Origin of the sequence: Pseudoxanthomonas suwonensis J47 (assembly GCF_000513955.1) — a bacterium.
Taxonomy (GTDB): Bacteria; Pseudomonadota; Gammaproteobacteria; order Xanthomonadales; family Xanthomonadaceae; genus Pseudoxanthomonas; species Pseudoxanthomonas suwonensis_C.
The window spans coordinates 244,572-263,502 of record NZ_KI911331.1 but is presented as its reverse complement, the minus strand read 5'-3'; the positions used below and the strand labels follow the sequence as shown (position 1 = coordinate 263,502).

Sequence of the window (18,931 nt, the reverse complement as noted above, 5' to 3'; positions counted from 1 at the left end):
GGGGGACGTGCGGTGAATTGGGATTACGTCGTGGTGGGCGTGGTCAGCCTGCTGGCGCTGGCCATGCACGTGGTCCTGTTCGTGCTGGTGCGGCGCTGGATGGACCGCGACCTGGCCCTGTCGATGGCCGGCGACGACCCGGCCCGGCGCGCCTGGATGCTGGAGAAGCTGGCCCAGGCGAAGCGCGAGGGCGTGCGCCGCCGCGACCTGCAGGCCTGGCTGGAACGGGCCGCGTCGGAAGCGCCGGGCGGGCGCGGCTGATCGCGGGGCCGGACCGGCTGGACGCCGGGAGGGGCCGGGCCGATATGTGGCGGGGTAGGGCGCAGCGGGGCAAGCCCCGCTCTACAGGGGTCGGGCGAATCGCGTGGAGGATGCCCGGCGGGCCCCATGTCCCTGCCCGGAGCGGGGCCAGCGGATGCGGGTGGAACACGCGTCGGACCGCGACAGACGGCCCCGGCGGCAGGGCTCAGCCCAGCGAGTAGCCGAACTGCTGCTTGAACTGCTCGTTGAACTCGTCGAAGGTGAAGCGCTGGTTCTGGGTGCCCGGGTGCTCGACCTTGAGCGCGCCCATCAGGTTGCCCATGCGGCCGATGGTCAGCCAGTCGTAACCCTTCTCGATGCCGAAGATCAGGCCGGCGCGGAACGCGTCGCCGCAGCCGGTCGGGTCGACCACGCGGCGCTCGTGCGCCGGCGGGACCTCGTAGGTCTTCTCCGGGGTGTGCACCAGCGCGCCGCGCGGGCCCTGGGTGGTGATGTAGGCCTTGACCCGCGAGACGATCTCGCGGTCGGTCCAGCCGGTGCGTTCCTGCAGCAGGTTGGACTCGTAGTCGTTGACCACCACGTAGTCGGCCTGCTCGATGAACTGGCGCAGCTCCTGGCCATTGAACAGCGGCATGGCCTGGCCCGGGTCGAAGATGAACGGGACGCCCATCTCCTGGAACTCGGCGGCGTTCTGCAGCATGCCCTCGCGCCCGTCCGGACCGACCAGGCCCAGGCTGATCCCCGGCACGTCCTTCACGTGGTTCTCGTAGGACCGCATCATCGCGCCCGGGTGGAAGGCGGTGATCTGGTTGTTGTCGTGGTCGGTGGTGATGAAGGCCTGCGGGGTGAACAGCTCCTCGATCACCTTGACCCGCGACAGGTCGATGCCCAGGGCCTCGAAATGCTCGCGGTACGGGCCGAAGTCCGAGCCCACCGTGCCCATCGGCACCGGCTTGCCGCCCAGCAGGTGCAGGTTGTAGGCGATGTTGCCGGCGCAGCCGCCGAACTCGCGGCGCATCCGCGGCACCAGGAACGAGACGTTCAGGATGTGGACCTTGTCCGGCAGGATGTGGTTCTTGAACTGGTCCGGGAACACCATGATGGTGTCGTAGGCAAGGGAACCACAGATCAGGGTGGACATCGTCTGGCTGCTCGGGGAGGCCCGGTGGCGGGCATGGAACGCGGGCGGCACCGGCACCGCAGGTGCAAAGGTTACCGGCTGCGTCCCCGCGCGGCCAGCCCGGACTTGCCGGCGGCACCGCCGCGAGGGTGCCCGCAGGTGACGGAAATCGCCGTTTTAGCGCGGATTTTTCCTTGCCCGCGTGCGGTACCGTTGCTAGGCTAGCCGGCCAGTTTCGTGCCCAATTTTTCGCCACCGGCGCCCCTTCCTGCGCCGCCTCCCGGCCCCTTCCTCCCGCCCCCCAGGATCGCCCCTCCCGATGTTCAAGAAGCTCCGCGGCATGTTCTCCAACGACCTGTCCATCGACCTGGGCACGGCCAACACCCTGATCTACGTGCGCGGCCAGGGCATCGTGCTGAACGAGCCGTCAGTGGTCGCGGTGCGCCAGGACCGGGCGATCGGGGGGACCCGCTCGGTGGCGGCGGTGGGCGCGGAAGCCAAGCAGATGCTGGGCCGGACCCCGGGCAACATCACCACCATCCGCCCGATGAAGGACGGCGTCATCGCCGACTTCACCTACACCGAGGCGATGCTCAAGCACTTCATCAAGAAGGTGCACAAGTCGCGCTTCCTGCGCCCGAGCCCGCGCGTGCTGGTGTGCGTGCCGGCCGGCTCCACCCAGGTCGAGCGCCGCGCGATCAAGGAATCGGCCGAGGAGGCCGGCGCCCGCGACGTCTACCTGATCGAGGAGCCGATGGCCGCGGCGATCGGCGCCGGCATGCCGGTGTCCGAGGCGCGCGGCTCGATGGTCATCGACATCGGCGGCGGCACCACCGAGGTGGCGGTGATCTCGCTCAACGGCATCGTCTACTCGGCCTCGGTGCGCATCGGCGGCGATCGCTTCGACGAGTCGATCACCAACTACGTGCGCCGCAACCACGGCATGCTGATCGGCGAGGCCACCGCCGAGCGGATCAAGGTCGAGCTGGGCTGCGCCTATCCGCAGACCGTGGTCCAGGAACTGGAGATCTCCGGCCGCAACCTCGCCGAGGGCGTGCCCAAGATGATCAAGATCAGCTCCAACGAGGTGCTGGAAGCGCTGCACGAGCCGCTGTCGGGGATTGTCTCGGCGGTGAAGCTGGCGCTGGAGCAGACCCCGCCGGAGCTGTGCGCCGACGTGGCCGAGCGCGGCATCGTCCTCACCGGCGGCGGCGCCCTGCTGCGCGACCTGGACAAGCTGATCTCCGAGGAGACCGGCCTGCACGTGCAGGTCGCCGACGATCCGCTGACCTGCGTCGCCCGCGGCGGTGGCCGCGCGCTGGAGCTGGTCGACATGCACGGCAACGAGTTCTTCGCGCCGGACTGACCGGCGTAGCGTTCCACGTGCCCGGCGGTGGGGACACGCCGGGCGCGCCATGCCGTCCGCCCTCATACTCGCCTCTGCCCAACACGCGACCGCCGATCCCCTTCCGTGTCGTCCTTTCCCGGACCCGCCGCCGCCGCCCGTCCCGGTGATACCGCCGGCACGCTGCGGTTGCTGGCCTACCTCGCCCTCGCCATCACCCTGCTGGTGCTCGACCACCGCGGCGGCTGGCTGCGCCAGATCCGTACCCAGGCCAACCTGCTGGCGCAGCCGGTGTGGGCGGTGGCCGGGCTGCCCGGCCGCGTGGGAGGCTCGCTGCGCGACCACCTGGCCACGCGCTCGGCGCTGCTGGAGGAGAACCGCGAGCTGCGCAACGAGCTGCTGCTGGCCAACGCGCGCCTGACCCGGCTGCGCAACGCCGCCATCGACAACGCCCAGCTGCGCGACCTGCTCGGCGTGGTCGAGCGCAGCGGGCTGGACGTGCAGCTGGCGCCGATCCTCGACATCGACCTGGAGCCGTCGCGGCAGCGCCTGGTGCTGGCCGCCGGCAGCCGCCAGGGCGTGCACGAGGGCCAGGCGGTGATCGACGCCGGCGGCCTGCTCGGCCAGGTGGTCGAGGTCACGCCGGTGCATTCGACCGTGCTGTTGCTGACCGACCCGGACCACGCCGTGCCGGTGATGATCGCGCGCAACGGCGTGCGCCTGATCGCCTACGGCCGCGGCGACCGCCTGGAACTGCACGACGTGCCGCTCAACCGCGACGTCCAGGTCGGCGACCTGCTGGTCACCTCCGGGCTGGGCGGGCGCTTCCCGCCGGGCTTCCCGGTGGCCACGATCACCGCGCTGCGCCCGGACGAGAGCCAGGCCTTCCTGGTCGGCGAACTGGCCCCGGCCGCGCACCTGGACCGCGGCCGCGACGTGCTGCTGCTGCGCACCGGCCCGGCGCCGGAGCTGCCGGCGGCCAGCGAAGCCGCGGAGGCCGCGGCCGGTGGTGACGCGGCCCAAGCGGACGCCGCCGGTACCGCGACGCCTGGCGGCCCGCCGCCCCGGCAGGGACCGGCGCCGCGTCCCGCGACCCCGGCGGCCGCGCCCGACAAGGCCGCGCCGGCCACCGCTTCGCCGCCCGCCACCCCGCCGGAGGAGGCCCGATGAGCCGCCTGCGCGAAGGCGGCTGGGTGCTGCCGGCGAGCCTGTTCGTGGCCCTGCTGCTGGGCCTGCTGCCGCTGCCGGTGGCGCTGCAGCCGCTGCGTCCGTTCTGGCTGGCGCTGGTGCTGGCCTACTGGCTGATCGAGACGCCCTCGCGCGCCGGCCTCGGCCTGGCCTTCGTGGTCGGCATCGTCGCCGACCTCGCCTACGGCGGCGTGCTCGGCGAGCACGCGCTGCGGCTGGTGATCATGGCCTTCATCCTGCAGCGCTTCCGCGCGCGGCTGCGCTTCTTCCCGCTGTCGCAGCAAGCGCTGGCGATCGGCGCGCTGCTGCTGAACGACCGCATCGTCGACGCGGCCGTGCACCTGTCGCTGGGCCTGCCGCTGCTGCCCTGGAACTACTGGTGGGCGCCGGCGCTGGGCGTGGTCCTGTGGCCGCCGCTGTTCCTGGTGCTGGACGCGCTGCGGCTGGGCCGGCGCCGCGACTGAGGCCAGCGCGATGATGAGCAGCCGGCGCCAGGTCAAGAACCCGCACGCGGAAGCCGAGCAGTTCCGCCGCCGCGCCGTGCTCGGCTTCCTTGCCGTGGCCCTGGCCCTGGTCGGGCTGGCGGCGTGGTACTTCCGCCTGCAGGTGGTGCAGCACGCCGACTACGCCACCCGTTCGGAAGCCAACCGCATCCGCCCGCGCCCGGTGGTGCCGGCGCGCGGCATGATCTACGACCGCCAGGGCCGGCTGCTGGCCGAGAACCTGCCGGCGTTCCGCCTCGACGTCACCCCGGACAAGGCCGGCGACCTCGACCGCCTGCTCGGGGAACTGGGCAAGGTGGTGCCGCTGGGCGAGGACGAGATCGAGCGCTTCCACCGCGAGCGCAAGGCCGGCCGCGGCTTCCTGCCGATCACCCTGAAGCTGCGCCTGAGCGACGAGGAGATGGCCGCCTTCGCGGTCAACCGCTGGCGCTTCCCCGGGGTCGAGCTGCAGCCCTACCTGACCCGCCACTACCCCTACGGCGACCTGCTCGCGCACGTGGTCGGATACGTCGGCCGCGTCGACGAGGACGACCTGGAGAAGCTGGGCGAAGCCGGCGCGGCACTGACCCACGTCGGCAAGACCGGCATCGAGCGTTCCTACGACGACCTGCTGCGCGGCCAGGTCGGCTACGAGCAGATCGAGACCAACGTCCAGGGCCGCGCGCTGCGCACGATCGGCCGGGTGCCGGCCAGGCCGGGCGCCGACCTGCGCCTGTCGATCGACGCAGAGTTGCAGCGCGCCACCGTGGCAGCGTTCGGCGAGCTGGAAGGCACGGCGGTGGCGATGGACCCGCGCACCGGCGAGATCCTGGCGCTGGTGAGCCTGCCCAGCTTCGACCCGAACCTGTTCGTCAACGGCATTTCCCACGCCGACTACCGGGCGCTGACCGACAACCCCTCGCGCCCGCAGTTCAACCGCGCCGTGCTTGGCGGCGTCGCGCCGGGCTCGACGCTGAAGCCGTTCATGGCGCTGGCCGGCCTCGACAGCGGCACGCGCCGGCCGGACGACCGCACCCTCTCCACCGGCATGTTCTACCTGCCCGGCACCAGCCGCGGCTGGGGCGATTCGCACCGTGGCGGCCACGGCTGGACCGACGCGCGCAAGTCGATCGCCGATTCGGTCAATACGTACTACTACAAGCTCGCCCTCGACATGGGCATCGCCCGCATCGGCGAGTACCTGACGAAGTACGGGTTCGGCCAGCCCAGCGGCATCGACCTGTCCGGCGAGAGCAGCGGCATCCTGCCCGGCCCGGCGTGGAAGATGAAGACGCGCAAGGAGCGCTGGTATCCGGGCGACACGGTGAACATCAGCATCGGCCAGGGCGACTGGAAGGTGACCCCGTTGCAAATGGTGCGCGGCACCGGCGCGCTGGCCGATGGTGGGCGCCTGCGCCGGCCGCACCTGGTCGATGCGCGCCGCGAAGGCTTCGACGCGCCGTGGGCGCCGCTGCCGCAGCCGGAACCGACCCTGATCAGCGAGCGCCCGGACAACCTGCAGGTGGTGCGCGAGGGCATGATCGCCACCGTGCACGGGCCCGGCGGCACCGCGCGCCCGATCGGCGTCGGCATCCCGTACCGGATCGCCGGCAAGACCGGCACCGCGCAGGTGGTCAGCCGCCGCGGCACCGCCGCGGTCAACCCGCGCAGCCTGCCGATGCACCTGCGCCACCGTGCGCTGTTCATCGGCTACGCGCCGGCCGACGACCCGCAGATCGCGGTGGCGGTGGCGGTGGAAGGCGGCGGCTACGGCGGCAGCACCGCCGCGCCGATCGCCCGCGCGATCTTCGACGCCTGGCTGCTGGGCAAGCTGCCGGAAGGACTGGAGCCGATCGATGGACCGGCACCGGCCGCCGCCTGCGCCGACGCCGCGGCCGGCTGCACGCCTGCGGATGCGGCGGCCGGTGCAGGCGCCGGGGCGGGCGTCGCATCGGCTGCCCCCGCCCAGGCGTCTCCGCCCGCGATGGCGCCGGCGAACGGCGTCGCGGCGGCCGGCGCGACCGCGTTGCCCGCAGGTCCCGTGACTTCGGCCCAGGGCCGCACGCCGGCGCTGGCGGCCGACGCGACGCCCTCGCCGAACACCTTCGGCAGATGGATCCGCCGCCAGGGCGGCGCCGTGGCCGCGCCCGCAAGCCGGCCGGCCACGCCTGCCGTGCCTGCCGCAACGACGCCGACGGCAACGCCCGCGACGAAGCCGGCTGCGGTGGCGCCGCCGGCCGACGCGCCCGCCCCGGTCGAAGCCCAGGAGGACGCCCGATGAGGGACTTCCTGCGCTGGCTGCTGGAGATGCTCGGGCGGATCACCCGCACCATCGACTGGCCGCTGCTGCTGGCGCTGGGCGCGCTGATGGGCTTCGGCCTGGCGGTGCTGTACAGCGCCGGCGGGCCGACCAACGGGCCGGCCCTGGTGAAGGCGCAGGGCGCGCGCTTCGCGATCGGCCTGATGGCGATGTGGGGCCTGTCGCGGATGACGGTGGTCCGGCTGCGCGCCTGGTCGCCGGCGGTCTACGCGCTGTCGCTGCTGCCGCTGCTGGCGGTGCTGCTGATCGGCACCGGCAAGCACGGCCGGCACTGGCTCAACCTGGGCGTGTTCTTCCTGCAGCCGTCGGAGCTGCTGAAGATCACCCTGCCGATGATGGTGGCCTGGTACCTGCACCTGCGGCCGCTGCCGCCACGCGTGGGCACGGTGCTGGTCGCCGGCCTCCTGGTCGCGGTGCCGACCGGGCTGATCCTGCTGCAGCCGGACTTCGGCACGGCGATGCTGATCGCTTCCAGCGGCGTGTTCGCGCTGCTGCTGGCCGGATTGCCGTGGTGGTGGGTCGGCGTGGCCGTCGGCGGCGTGGCCGCGGTGGCGCCGGTGGCCTGGTTCTGGCTGCTGCGGCCGTACCAGAAGGACCGCATCCTCACCTTCCTCGAGCCCGAACGCGACCCGCTGGGCACCGGCTGGAACATCATCCAGTCGAAGATCGCGATCGGTTCCGGCGGCCTCACCGGCAAGGGCTGGGGCGAGGGCAGCCAGGCCCACCTGAACTTCATCCCGGAGCAGACCACCGACTTCATCTTCGCCGTGCTCAGCGAGGAATTCGGCTGGATCGGCGTGGCCACGGTGCTGGCGCTGTACCTGTTCGTGGTCGGGCGCTGCCTGTGGATCGCGGTGGAGGCGCGCGACGGCTACGCGCGCCTGCTCGCCGGCTCGCTGGGCCTGGCCTTCTTCGTCTACGTGCTGGTCAACGGCGGCATGGTCTCCGGCCTGCTGCCGGTGGTGGGCGTGCCGATGCCGCTGCTCAGCTACGGCGGTACCTCGGCGGTATCGCTGCTGGCCGGACTGGGCCTGGTGATGGCGGTGCGCACGCACCGGCCGGTGCACGGCTACCGCTGAGTGACGACCTGCGCGGCGCGGCTGAACGCCGCGGAAAACGCGGTTCCGCGCCCCTGCGGGCGATGCTAATCTGCCGACGATGATGAAGCCCGCATTGACCGGCCTGCTCGCCCTCGTCCTGTTCGGTTGCGTGCCGAAGGACGCGAAGCTCGCCTCTCCGCCCGCGTCCGTTCCGGTGTCCACGCCCCCGGCGTCGGTGCCGGCCGAAGCCGCGCCCGAAAAGACCGCCGCGCCGGCGGTGGACCTGACCCCGGTGCCGTTCGAGACCGCGCGCGCGAACTTCGTCCGCGACACCTCCGCGCGCTTCGGCATTCCCGCCGCGGAGATCGAGGCGACGCTGGCGAAGGCGAACTTCCTCGACAGCGTGGTCGCGGCGATGTCGCGCCCGGCCGAGCGGGTCAAGCCGTGGCACGAATACCGGCCGATGTTCATCACCCAGGCGCGGATCGACGGCGGCCGCGCCTTCCTGGCGAAGAACCGCGCGGCGCTGGAGAAGGTGCAGGCCGAAACCGGCGTGCCGGCCGAGGTGATCGTGGCGATCATCGGCGTGGAGACCAGCTACGGCGGCAACACCGGCAAGTACTCCGTGCTCGATGCGCTGTACACGCTGGCCTTCCGCTATCCGCGCAGCGGCGATCCGGCCAGGCTCGAACGCGAGGTGCGCCGCGAGCTGTTCTTCCGCGACGAGCTGGCGCAGCTGTTCGCGCTGGGTCGCGAGGAGCGGCTGGACATCACCGCGCTCAAGGGCAGCTACGCCGGGGCGATGGGCATGGGCCAGTTCATGCCGTCGAGCTACCGCCAGTTCGCGGTCGACGGCGACGGCGACGGCCGCCGCGACCTGTTCAACAGCCTCGACGACGTGTTCGCCTCGATCGCCAATTATTTCGTGGAGAAGGGCGGCTGGGTCGCCGGCGGCCCGATCGCGGTGCCGGCCACCCTGGCCGAGGGCCGCGAGCCGTTCAATCCCGAGGACTGGACGCCGGAACACAGCCTCGAATCGCTGGCCGCGCGCGGCTACAGCGCCCGGCAGCCGGTGCCGGCCGGCGCCACCGCCACGCCGGTGTCGCTGGAAGGCAGCGCCGGGCCGCAGTACTGGCTCGGCTTCCGCAACTACTACGCGATCACCCGCTACAACATCTCCAAGATGTACGCGATGGCGGTGTTCCAGCTGTCGGAGGCGATCGCCGGACGCGAGCTGCCGCCGGCATGAAACGCTGGCTGCCGGTGCTGCTGGTCCTCGGCCTGGCCGCCTGCGGCAGCGCGCCGAAGAAGGACGGGCACGGGCGACCGCACGGCACGGCGGTGTCCGGGCACGCGGGCCATGGCGCGACCGCGGCGCTGCCGCCGGGCTGTACCGGCGTCTCGCCGTACAGGCCGGCGGAGGAGGATCCTTCCACCCGGGGCGACTACGTCGCCGGCGGCCTGTACAAGCCGGGCGTGAAGGACACCACGCCGGACTACATCCCCAACGTCGACTGCATCCCCGAGCCGCTGGTCGTGGCCGAACCGCGCTCGCCGGTCGGCAACCGCTCGCCCTACACCGTGCTGGGCAAGCAGTACTACGTGATGGACCGCCCGCGCGGCTACGTCGAGCAGGGCATCGCCTCGTACTACGGCGCCAAGTTCCATGGCCGCCGCACCTCCAACCAGGAGGTGTACGACATGTACGCCTTCACCGCCGCGCACAAGACCCTGCCGCTGCCCAGCTTCGCCCGGGTCACCAACCTGGACAACGGCAAGTCGGTGGTGGTGCGGGTGAACGACCGCGGTCCGTTCCACGACGGCCGGGTGATCGACCTCAGCTACGCGGCCGCGGTGAAGCTGGGCATCGTCGCCCGCGGCACCGGGCGGGTCGAGGTGCGCGCGCTGGAACCGGGCGACGAAGGCAATCCGGTCGCCGCGGCGCCGGCGGGCGCCACGCGCGCCACGGGCAGCGGCAGCGCCGCCGTCACCTCGCCGGCGACGCCGGCCACCGGCCTGGACCAGCTGGTGCAGGCGCTGCCGTCCACCACCGGCAGCTTCGCCCAGGCGCCGGTCCAGGTCACCCCGGTGGCGACGCCGAAGGTCGAAGTCGCCACACCGGCGCCGGTAACGGGCGCCGCGACGGCTGCGCCGGCCCCCGCTTCGCCAGGCCAGGTCCTGCAGGTGGCCAGCTTCTCCAGCCTCGACAACGCCCGCCGCGCGCTGGAACGCCTGATCGCCGCCGGCATCGCCGGGGCCCGCCTGGACGACGTGGTCGCCGGTGGCCGCACCATGTGGCGGCTGCGGGTCGCCGCCGGCAGCGACGACGCCGCGGAACTCGCCGGGCGCATCGCCGGTCTGGGCTTCGGTGCGCCGCAGCTGGTCCGCGAATGAGGCCGCGCCGCGGCGGCCGCTTACAATCTCCCCCTTGCGCCGCCATCCACGCAGGCGCCCTGTCCGTCCTGCCGGCGCCCGCGCCGGCCCAGCTGGAGTCCCCGTCCACATGAAGTTCCGTTCCGCCACTGGCGTCTTCGCCGTCGCGCTGGCCTCGACGTTCGCCGTCGGCCTGGCCATCGCCCAGGCGCCGGCACCGGCCCCCGCGCAACCCGCCGCCGCGGCGCCCGCCACCGTCGCCATCCCCGCGGCGCCGGCCCCCGCCAGGTCCAGCGCCTGGCTGGTCATGGACTACGCCACCGGCCAGGTGCTGGCTGGCGAGAACGTCGACGCCCGCGTCGAGCCGGCCAGCATCACCAAGGTGATGACCGCCTACGTGATCGCCGCCGAGATGGCCAACGGCAAGGTCAAGCCCGACGACCAGGTGCTGATGAGCGAGCGCGCCTGGCGCGAGGGCGGCGCCCGCACCGACGGCAGCTTCAGCGGCTTCCCGGTCAACCAGCGCGCGTCGCTGGTCGACATGGAGAAGGGCATGGCCGTGCAGTCGGGCAACGACGCAGCCATCGCCCTGGCCGAGCACGTGGCCGGCACCCAGGAGGCCTTCGCCGACCTGATGAACAGCTACGCGGCGAAGATCGGCATGAAGAACAGCCACTTCGTCAACGCGCACGGCCTGTCGGCGCCGGAGCACTTCAGCACCGCCCGTGACCTGGCCCTGCTGGGCCGCGCGTTCGTGCGCGACTACCCGGAGTCCTACGCCTACAACTCCATCAAGGAATTCACGGTCAACGGCATCACCCAGCCGAACCGCAACCTGCTGCTGTGGCGCGATTCCAGCGTCGACGGCATCAAGACCGGCCACCACTCCGGTGCCGGCTACTGCCTGATGAGCTCGGCCAAGCGCGGCGACCAGCGCCTGATCGCGGTGGTGATGGGCGCCGGTTCGGAGAAGCAGCGCGCCGACGACAGCCTGGCCCTGCTCAACTGGGGCTTCCGCTTCTTCGAGACCCACAGGCTCTACGAGCCGGGCAAGCCGGTGGCACAGCTGAAGGTGTGGAAGGGCAAGGCCGACCAGGTCCAGCTGGGCGTGGCCGAGCCGCTGCTGGTCAGTGTGCCGCGCGGCCGCTACGCCGAGCTGAAGCCGACCATGGAAGTGCCCAGGTCGCTGGTGGCGCCGATCGAGGCCGGCCAGCAGATCGGCACGGTCAAGGTCGCCCTGGACGGCCAGGTCCTGGCCCAGGCGCCGCTGGTGGCGGTGTCGGCGGTGGAAGAGGGCGGCTTCTTCAAGCGCCTGTGGGACGCGTTCTGGATGTGGTGGGAGTCCGAGTAAGCGGCTCCGCCCCTTCCGTGTGGGACCCCCGGCAGCCGGCGCAAGCCGGCTGTCGCGTTTCCGGCCCCTGGGCACCCTGACCAATGGCCTTGTGTCCAATGGCCGGGTGTCCGGCCCATTCGCGTGATCTATGATTGCCCGGCGAGGGGAGGGATGGCCTCGATGGATCGGTGGCCGCGGCGACCCGTCGCTATCCAAACCAGAGTGGGGAAAATCGACATGCGTAAAGGGAATTCCGGGGCGGTCGCCTCGGCCGTCGGCCTGCTGGCCGTCATGCTGTGCGTGGCGGGTCCGGCTTCGGCCCAGCGCCAGAGCGCGCAGGAGCAGCGCAAGCAGCAGACCGCGCAGATCCCGGTGTGCGCCAAGCCGCTGGGCACCATCTCGGTGATCGAACCGGACGATGCGGTGAACTGGTGGACCGGCCAGCAGCTGCCGGCGCCGTCCAAGCTGATCAAGGTCTTCGTCAACAAGTCGCGCTGCTTCACCCTCGTCGACCGCGGCGCCGGCATGGCCGCCGCCCAGGCCGAGCGCGCGCTGGCTTCCGAGGGCGACCTGCGCCGCGGCTCCAACATCGGCAAGGGCCAGATCAAGGCGGCCGACTACGTGATGGTTCCGGACCTGGTCTCGACCAACAGCAACGCCGGCGGCAACGCCATCGGCGGCCTGATCGGCGGCCTGGTCGGCGGCAACGCCGGCGCGCTGATCGGCGGCCTGAACTTCAAGAAGAAGACCGCCGACGTGGTCCTCACCATCACCGATGTGCGCTCCTCGGAGCAGGTGGCGATGGCCGAGGGCAGCGCCAAGAAGACCGATATCGGCTGGGGCGCCAGCGGCGGCCTGTTCAGCGGTGGCGGCTTCGGTGCGGCCGGTGCCGGCGGTTACGCCAACACCGAGATCGGCCAGGTCATCACCCTGGCCTACCTGCAGGCCTATACCGACATCATCGCCCAGCTGGGCGGCCTGCCCGAGAGCGCTTCGGAGGCCAATGTCACCCAGGCGCTGCGCGTGACCAGGCCGGCGCGCCTGCTGGCGAACTCGAAGGGCACCGGCAAGGCGGTGCGCGAGCTCGATCCGGGCATGCTGCTGTATCCCACCGGCGAGAAGGACGGCCAGATGTGGGAAGTGGAAGACGAGCTGGGCAACAAGGGCTGGGTCAACTCGACGATGACCGAGCTGGCGAAGTAAGCCCGCACCAGCGGCAGATGACGCGGGGACGGGGCGGCCTGGTGCCGCCCCGTTCGCGTTTCCGGCGATCGCCGCTCAGAGCATGCGGCTGATGGTGAAGCTGCCGTACACCGGCCGCTCTTTCTGCCCCTCGAACTCGCGCGCGCCGTGGTAGCGCGCCAGGGCGAACTTCCAGCGTCCGCGCATCACCGCCACGCCATAGCCGACCTCGCCGACCAGCGGCTTCCGGTCGACGCTGTGGCTGCTGCGGAAGGTGTTGCCGTCCAGGGTGATGTCGCGCAGCACCCAGCGCGCATCCGAGGTGAGGAACAGGTGCGCCGACCAGCCGGGATGGCGTCCGCGCGCGGGCGGGGCGGTGTTCTCGCCGGCCGGGCGCAGCGGCGTGCTGCCGAAATCGTCGGGCAGGCGCCAGCCGAAACGCACTTCGGCGCCGGCGTTGGCATGGGTGCTGAGGTTGCCGACCGCCCCGCCCCAGTGGGTGATCGCGTCCCAGCCCCAGCCTTCGTCGGCCCCGGCATCGCGCGGCCAGCGGCGCATGCGTTCGTGCACCAGGCGCACCACCGGCTCGTTGCGCAGCTGGTTGTCCCAGCCGAGGAAGCGCTCGCTGTCGGTGAGCTTGTGCACGGCGTCCTGCACCTGGCGGCCAAGCGCGGCCGGGCCGACCACGCCGAGCTGCAGCTGGGTGGTGGCCAGCTGCGAGTCGTTGCGCGCGTTGTAGCCGAAGCTGGCCAGCAGTACCGCCGCGTATGGCCGGTCGTCTCCGACCAGGTCGCGGCGGGTGTAGTCGGTGGGCGTGTAGATCTTCTGCGCGACCGAGAAGACCATGTTCTGCTGGTCGAAGCGGCCCGGCTGCAGGCGTTCGAGGTGGCGGTTGGCCCAGCGCGCGAGCCGCGGCAGGCAGGGGTCGTCGGTGTAGTCCTTCAGGTTCGGCGACACGAAGGTCAGCTGCGCGCCGTTGGTATAGCCCTGGTCCTGGCCGCCGAACAGGTCGTTGTCGACGCGGAAATTCACCGCCGGCGGGGTCTGCCGGAGCACGTTGTCCTGGCAGCGGTCGGCCGCGTGCGCGGGGAGGGTGGCGGCCGCCAGGGCCAGGGCTGCCAGGGGATGGCGGAAAACAGGTGGCATGTGGTGGGGATTCCGTGGGCGCGCAGCGCGCGGAGCGGGGCAGACCATGGGGGAGTGGGCGGGGTGCCACCAGCCCGCCGTGCGCACCGCTGCGTTTCATGCGGTGGCCGACCGCCGGTCGCAGCGGGGTTGGGTTTGCCGGGAGGCGGCCCGATAATGCCGCAATGGAAATCCGTTCTGACAATCCCGAGCACGGCTTCCAGTTCCCGGGCACCTTCGAGCTCAGCGCGATGGGTGCGGCCGACAAGGGGCTGGAGACCGAACTGCCGAAGCTGCTGGGCGAGGCCGGCGTGGAAGTGCTGGAAGAGAGCATCCAGTGGAAGCACTCTTCCAACGGCAAGTACGTGTCCGTGCGCTTCGGCTTCCGTGCCGAAAGCCGTGAGCAGTACGACCGCGCCCACCAGGCGTTGCGCGACCACCCCGAAGTGAAGTGGACGCTGTGAACGCGACGGCCTGCCCTGCGCCGCGGGATGGCGCGAGCGATCCGGCGCGCGCGCGCGCGCCGTTGCCGGCGACGGTGTTCGACCTGGAACGGCAGCCCTACGAGCCGGTGTGGCGGGCGATGCAGGCCTTCACCGATGCGCGCGGCGAGGACACGGCCGACCAGCTGTGGCTGGTCGAGCACGAGCCGGTCTTCACCCTGGGCCAGGCGGGCAAGCCGGAACACGTGCTGGCGCCGGGCGGGATCCCGGTGCTGCACGTGGATCGCGGGGGGCAGGTGACCTACCACGGGCCGGGGCAGATCGTGCTGTATCCGCTGCTGGACCTGCGCCGTATCGGGATCGGGGTGCGCGAATACGTGTGCCGGATCGAGCAGGCGATCATCGACACGCTCGACGAGTGGAATGTCGGTGGCGAACGCAGGGAAGGCGCGCCGGGCGTCTACGTCGGCGGGGCCAAGGTGGCGGCGCTGGGCATCCGCGTGCGCCGCGGCTGCACCTTCCACGGGCTGGCCTTCAACATCGGCATGGACCTGGAGCCGTTCCACCGGATCAATCCCTGCGGCTACCAGGGCCTGCAGGTGACGTCGCTGCAGGACCTGGGCGGTCCGTCGTCGATGGACGCGGTCAAGCCGGTGCTGCTGGAGCAGATCGCGCGGCAGTTCGGCCTCGAACTCCAGGCGCGCGACGGGTTGCCGGCGCAGCTGGCGGGCTGACGGTCGCTCGCTGTTGTTCCCGTGACAGCAGCAAGGACAACAGCAACAGCAACAGAAACGGCAAAAGCAACGGCATTGGGTTGAGCGGGCTTCGGACGGAGCCGCGGCAGCGCGGGGGTACGCCGCATCGCGCGGTTCCGCGTCCGCGCAGGGACTGAAGGTGGGCGCCGGCGCCGTCTGGCGCGTCGCCACGCGCCAGCGCCCTGGACGCATCGTTCAGCGAGACGCTTTTTCGCGCTACCGCGTCTTCCGGCACGTTTGGGTCGTGGCTTCGTTGCTGATCCCTTCTTCCAGAGGGAGACAGGCCGGGGGGAGAGGGTCGGTTGCCTGCAGCCGGCCCGGTCGCAGGTGGCGCGCTTGCGCCCGCGAGGCCCGGCCGACACCTTCACGCCCCGGCGGGGCGAATCGCCGTCCCTAGCCGTTCCATCCACCGCCACGCCCCGTTTCACCCCCGTAACCGGCCGTGCCGGGCGCCGGGGGCGCCTGCGGCCTACAATAGGCGCCATGAGTACGCCCGCCCCCCGCACGATCCCGCTCCAGGTCCTGTCCGAGAACGCCGCGTCGGCCGCGCCGCTGGAGGCGGGCGCCAAGCAGCTCGGCGGCGACAAGATCGGCCGTTCGCCGGTCCAGTTCGCCGATGCGCCGGTGCTGCGCAAGCCGTCGTGGATCCGCGTGCGGATCCCGTCGGGCAACGCCGTGCAGAACCTCAAGGCCAAGCTGCGCGAGAACCGCCTGGTCACGGTCTGCGAGGAGGCCAGCTGCCCGAACATCCACGAGTGCTTCGGCCACGGCACGGCGACCTTCATGATCCTCGGCGAGGTCTGCACCCGCCGCTGCTCGTTCTGCGATGTGGCCCACGGCCGCCCGAAGCCGCCGGATCCGAACGAGCCGGCCAGCCTCGGCAACACCGTGGCCGACATGGGCCTGAAGTACGTGGTGGTCACCAGCGTGGACCGCGACGACCTGCGCGATGGCGGCGCCCAGCACTTCGTCGACTGCATCACCGCGATCCGCGAGCGCTCGCCGGGCACCCGGATCGAGATCCTGACCCCGGACTTCCGCGGCAAGGGCCGCATGGAGCGGGCGCTGGAGATCCTGGCGCAGAACCCGCCGGACGTGTTCAACCACAACATCGAGACGGTGCCGGACCTGTACCGCAACGTGCGCCCGGGCGCGGACTACCAGTGGTCGCTGACCCTGCTCAAGGAGTTCAAGGCCCGGCATCCGTCGATCCCGACCAAGTCCGGGATCATGCTCGGCCTGGGCGAGACCCTGGAACAGGTGCAGGCCACCCTGCGCGACCTGCGCGCGCACGACGTGGACATGGTCACCATCGGCCAGTACCTGCAGCCGACCGTGCACCACCACCCGGTGCTGCGCTACTGGACGCCGGAGGAATACAAGGCGCTGGAGGCCTACGGTTACGAGCTGGGCTTCAGCCACGTCGCCTCCGGGCCGATGGTCCGTTCGTCCTACCACGCCGACCGCCAGGCGGCCGGCGCCGGGGTCGCGGCCTGAGTCCGGTCCCGGCCCCGGCGGTTCCGTTCACTTTTCCGTACGCCGCGGGAGCTAGCCTGCAGCTGACCGGCGGAAACAGGCCACGGCAACTTCCGGCACTGTTTCCCGGTCACAGCCCCCAGCAGCCTGTCCCGACCGGCCTGACGCCGGCCACGAGTACTCAATGAACCGCAGATTCGCCGCCCCCCTGCTTGCCCTGTTGCTCCTGTCCCCGCTCGCGCTGCTGGCGCGCACGGACGGCAAGGACCAGGTCGCGGTCGCGCCCACCGCGGACCAGGCCACCATTTCCAAGATGGTCTACGGCGTGCTGTCGGACAGCCGCCTGGCCTATCGCCCGCGCCCGGCCGACGACGCGCTGTCGGAAGACATCTTCCGCCGCTACCTCGAGGCGCTGGATCCGAACAAGCAGTTCTTCACCGCGGCCGACATCGCCCGCTTCGAGCCGTACCGGCACCAGCTGGGCAACGCGGTGCGCCAGGGCGATCCCTCGGCGGCCTTCGCCATGTTCGCCGTCTACCGCGAGCGGGTGGACCAGCGCGTGGCGCATGCGCGCAAGCTGCTGAAGCAGGACTTCGACTTCACCGGCAACGAGCGCTGGGAGTACGACCGCAAGGACAAGCCCTGGGCGCCGGATGCCGCCGCCCTGGACGACGTGTGGCGCAAGTCGGTGATGAACGACTGGTTGAGGCTGAAGCTCGCCGGCAAGGAGCCGGCCGAGATCCGCAAGACGCTCGACAAGCGCTACGCGCAGGTCTCCCGTTCGGTGGCCGAGCTCAAGAGCGAGGACGTGTTCACGCTGTTCCTCAACGCGTACACCGCCTCGGTCGATCCGCATACCGCCTACCTCAACCCGCGCAGTGCCGAGAACTTCAACCAGCAGATGTCGCTGTCGCTGGAAGGCATCGGTGCGCAGCTGCAGCGCCAGGACGATTTCGTGGTGATCCGCGAGATCATCCCCGGCGGCCCGGCCGCGCTGGACGGCACGCTCAAGCCCGGCGACCGCATCGTCGGCGTCGGCCAGGGCAAGTCGGGCCCGGTCGAGGACGTGATCGGCTGGCGCATCGACGACGTGGTCGGCAAGATCCGCGGCTCCAAGGGCACCCAGGTGCGCCTGGAGTACATCCCGGCCGAGAGCGGCATCGACGGCGGGCACCGCAGCGTGGTGCTCACCCGCGCCCGCGTGCAGCTGGCCGAGCAGGCCGCCAAGAGCAAGACCTACACGATCCCGGCGCAGAACGGCTCGGCGCAGCGCCTGATCGGAGTGATCGAGCTGCCGGCGTTCTACCAGGACTTCGAAGGCCGCCGCCGCAACGGCACCGACTACACCTCCGCCACCCGCGACGTCGCCCGCATCCTCGGCGAGTTCAAGCAGAAGGGCGTGGACGGCGTGGTCCTGGACCTGCGCAACAACGGCGGCGGCTCGCTCGACGAGGCGGTGCAGCTGACCGGCCTGTTCATCGACCAGGGCCCGGTGGTGCAGCAGCGCGAATCCGGCGGCCGCGTGCAGGTCTACAGCGACCGCAACCCGGGCGTGGCCTGGGAAGGCCCGCTGGCGGTGCTGGTCAACCGCGGCTCGGCCTCGGCCTCGGAGATCTTCGCCGGCGCCATGCAGGACTACGGCCGCGCCCTGATCATCGGCGAGACCACCTTCGGCAAGGGCACGGTGCAGAACCTGCTCGACCTGGACCGCTGGCCGGCCGCCGGCGAGGGCCCGCGCTACGGCCAAGTGAAGCTGACCATCGCCCAGTTCTTCCGCGCCGACGGCGGCAGCACCCAGAACAAGGGCGTGGTCCCGGACATCGCCTATCCGCTGAGCGTGGACGCCAACGAGTTCGGCGAGAGCACCTACGACAACGCGCTGCCGTGGACCCGCATCGCCGCGGTCCCGCACGCGCGCTACGGCAACTTCGCCCCGCTGCTGCCGCAGCTGCAGCAGCTGCACGCCCAGCGCATCGCCGACGACCTCGAGTTCCGCTGGTGGAGCGAGGACGTGGCGCACTATCGCGCCGAGGCGGCGAAGAAGTACCTCTCGCTCAACGAGGCCGAGCGCCGCGCCGAGCGCGACCGCCAGGAAGCCCAGCGCAAGGAGCGCCAGGCGATCCGCAAGGCCAAGGGCCTGGACCTGGACCCGCTGGCCGAGGACTTCGACGACGGCCTGACCGCCGCCGAGCGCGACGTGGTCCGCGACGCCGAGCGCGAGAAGGCCGCCGAGAAGCGCCCTGACCCGCTGCAGCGCGAAGCCGCCGCGATCCTGGCCGACGCCATCGGCCTGCTCGAGGAGGACCGCCCGCTGACCGCCCAGGTCCTGCCGAAGACCGCCTCGGCGATCCGCTGGGCCGAATGACCCCGGCGCCCTGACGCGACCTGGAAACGGCGGCCATCGGCCGCCGTTTCCCTTTGTGCTGCCCCGGGCCCGGCACCGACGGATCCGCCTCCCGTGGAGTCGGGCTTGCCCGGCTCCCACACC

The 18,931-nt window shown here is 71.6% G+C and carries 16 protein-coding genes; 14 read left to right on the top strand and 2 right to left on the bottom strand.

Annotated features, from left to right (window positions below; genetic code table 11):
• Positions 1–12 precede the first annotated feature (12 nt).
• Complete coding sequence (locus M503_RS0114605; protein ID WP_028920121.1) at positions 13–261, top strand: hypothetical protein; 249 nt, start codon at positions 13–15, stop codon at positions 259–261.
• 205 nt (positions 262–466) lie between these two features.
• Here M503_RS0114605 and M503_RS0114600 read toward each other — a convergent pair whose 3' ends face one another.
• Positions 467–1,402 carry a carbohydrate kinase family protein gene (locus M503_RS0114600; RefSeq protein ID WP_028920122.1) on the bottom strand — a complete coding sequence of 312 codons (936 nt, stop codon included), beginning with the start codon at positions 1,400–1,402 and terminating at the stop codon, positions 467–469.
• A gap of 298 nt (positions 1,403–1,700) precedes the next feature.
• Here M503_RS0114600 and M503_RS0114595 point away from each other — a divergent pair, with 298 nt between their 5' ends.
• From M503_RS0114595 to M503_RS0114555, 9 genes are all read left to right on the top strand, one after another.
• Complete coding sequence (locus tag M503_RS0114595) at positions 1,701–2,747, top strand: rod shape-determining protein (protein ID WP_024869983.1); 1,047 nt, start codon at positions 1,701–1,703, stop codon at positions 2,745–2,747.
• A gap of 105 nt (positions 2,748–2,852) precedes the next feature.
• Positions 2,853–3,896 (top strand): rod shape-determining protein MreC, encoded by a 1,044-nt coding sequence (gene mreC, locus M503_RS16620; protein ID WP_081721073.1) that lies wholly within the window; start codon positions 2,853–2,855, stop codon positions 3,894–3,896.
• Positions 3,893–4,378, top strand: coding sequence for a rod shape-determining protein MreD (mreD, locus tag M503_RS0114585; RefSeq protein ID WP_028920123.1), 486 nt, complete (start codon positions 3,893–3,895; stop codon positions 4,376–4,378). The genes mreC and mreD overlap by 4 nt, the downstream gene beginning before the upstream one ends.
• Before the next feature lie 13 nt (positions 4,379–4,391).
• Positions 4,392–6,677 (top strand): penicillin-binding protein 2, encoded by a 2,286-nt coding sequence (gene mrdA, locus M503_RS16615; RefSeq protein ID WP_081721078.1) that lies wholly within the window; start codon positions 4,392–4,394, stop codon positions 6,675–6,677.
• A complete protein-coding gene (gene rodA, locus M503_RS0114575) occupies positions 6,674–7,795 on the top strand; it encodes a rod shape-determining protein RodA (protein ID WP_028920124.1) in 1,122 nt (373 codons plus the stop codon). The genes mrdA and rodA overlap by 4 nt, the downstream gene beginning before the upstream one ends.
• Before the next feature lie 79 nt (positions 7,796–7,874).
• A complete protein-coding gene (gene mltB / locus M503_RS0114570; RefSeq protein WP_028920125.1) occupies positions 7,875–9,005 on the top strand; it encodes a lytic murein transglycosylase B in 1,131 nt (376 codons plus the stop codon).
• On the top strand, positions 9,002–10,150 hold the full coding sequence (locus M503_RS0114565; protein ID WP_028920126.1) for a septal ring lytic transglycosylase RlpA family protein: 1,149 nt from the start codon (positions 9,002–9,004) through the stop codon (positions 10,148–10,150). Before mltB ends, M503_RS0114565 begins: the two co-directional genes overlap by 4 nt.
• 109 nt (positions 10,151–10,259) lie before the next feature.
• Positions 10,260–11,480 (top strand): D-alanyl-D-alanine carboxypeptidase family protein, encoded by a 1,221-nt coding sequence (locus M503_RS0114560; protein ID WP_028920127.1) that lies wholly within the window; start codon positions 10,260–10,262, stop codon positions 11,478–11,480.
• A gap of 273 nt (positions 11,481–11,753) precedes the next feature.
• Positions 11,754–12,665 carry a CsgG/HfaB family protein gene (locus tag M503_RS0114555; protein WP_428992225.1) on the top strand — a complete coding sequence of 304 codons (912 nt, stop codon included), beginning with the start codon at positions 11,754–11,756 and terminating at the stop codon, positions 12,663–12,665.
• 75 nt (positions 12,666–12,740) lie between these two features.
• Here the strand turns inward: M503_RS0114555 and M503_RS0114550 are convergent, their stop codons facing one another.
• Positions 12,741–13,790, bottom strand: a complete 1,050-nt coding sequence (locus tag M503_RS0114550) for a lipid A deacylase LpxR family protein (protein WP_028920129.1) — start codon at positions 13,788–13,790, stop codon at positions 12,741–12,743.
• A 164-nt stretch (positions 13,791–13,954) separates the two neighbouring features.
• On the opposite strand from M503_RS0114550, the gene M503_RS0114545 reads away from it, so the two are divergent.
• The 4 genes from M503_RS0114545 (at position 13,955) to M503_RS0114530 (ending at position 18,808) form a co-directional block, all read left to right on the top strand.
• Entirely contained in the window at positions 13,955–14,233 is a 279-nt protein-coding gene (locus tag M503_RS0114545; protein ID WP_028916759.1) for a DUF493 family protein, read from the top strand.
• Entirely contained in the window at positions 14,221–14,946 is a 726-nt protein-coding gene (gene lipB, locus M503_RS0114540) for a lipoyl(octanoyl) transferase LipB (RefSeq protein WP_081721072.1), read from the top strand. Before M503_RS0114545 ends, lipB begins: the two co-directional genes overlap by 13 nt.
• 504 nt (positions 14,947–15,450) lie before the next feature.
• Positions 15,451–16,464: a lipoyl synthase gene (gene lipA, locus M503_RS0114535; RefSeq protein ID WP_028916761.1), complete on the top strand. Its 1,014-nt coding sequence runs from the start codon at positions 15,451–15,453 to the stop codon at positions 16,462–16,464.
• 163 nt (positions 16,465–16,627) lie between these two features.
• Positions 16,628–18,808, top strand: coding sequence for a carboxy terminal-processing peptidase (locus tag M503_RS0114530; protein WP_028916762.1), 2,181 nt, complete (start codon positions 16,628–16,630; stop codon positions 18,806–18,808).
• Positions 18,809–18,931: the final 123 nt, after the last annotated feature.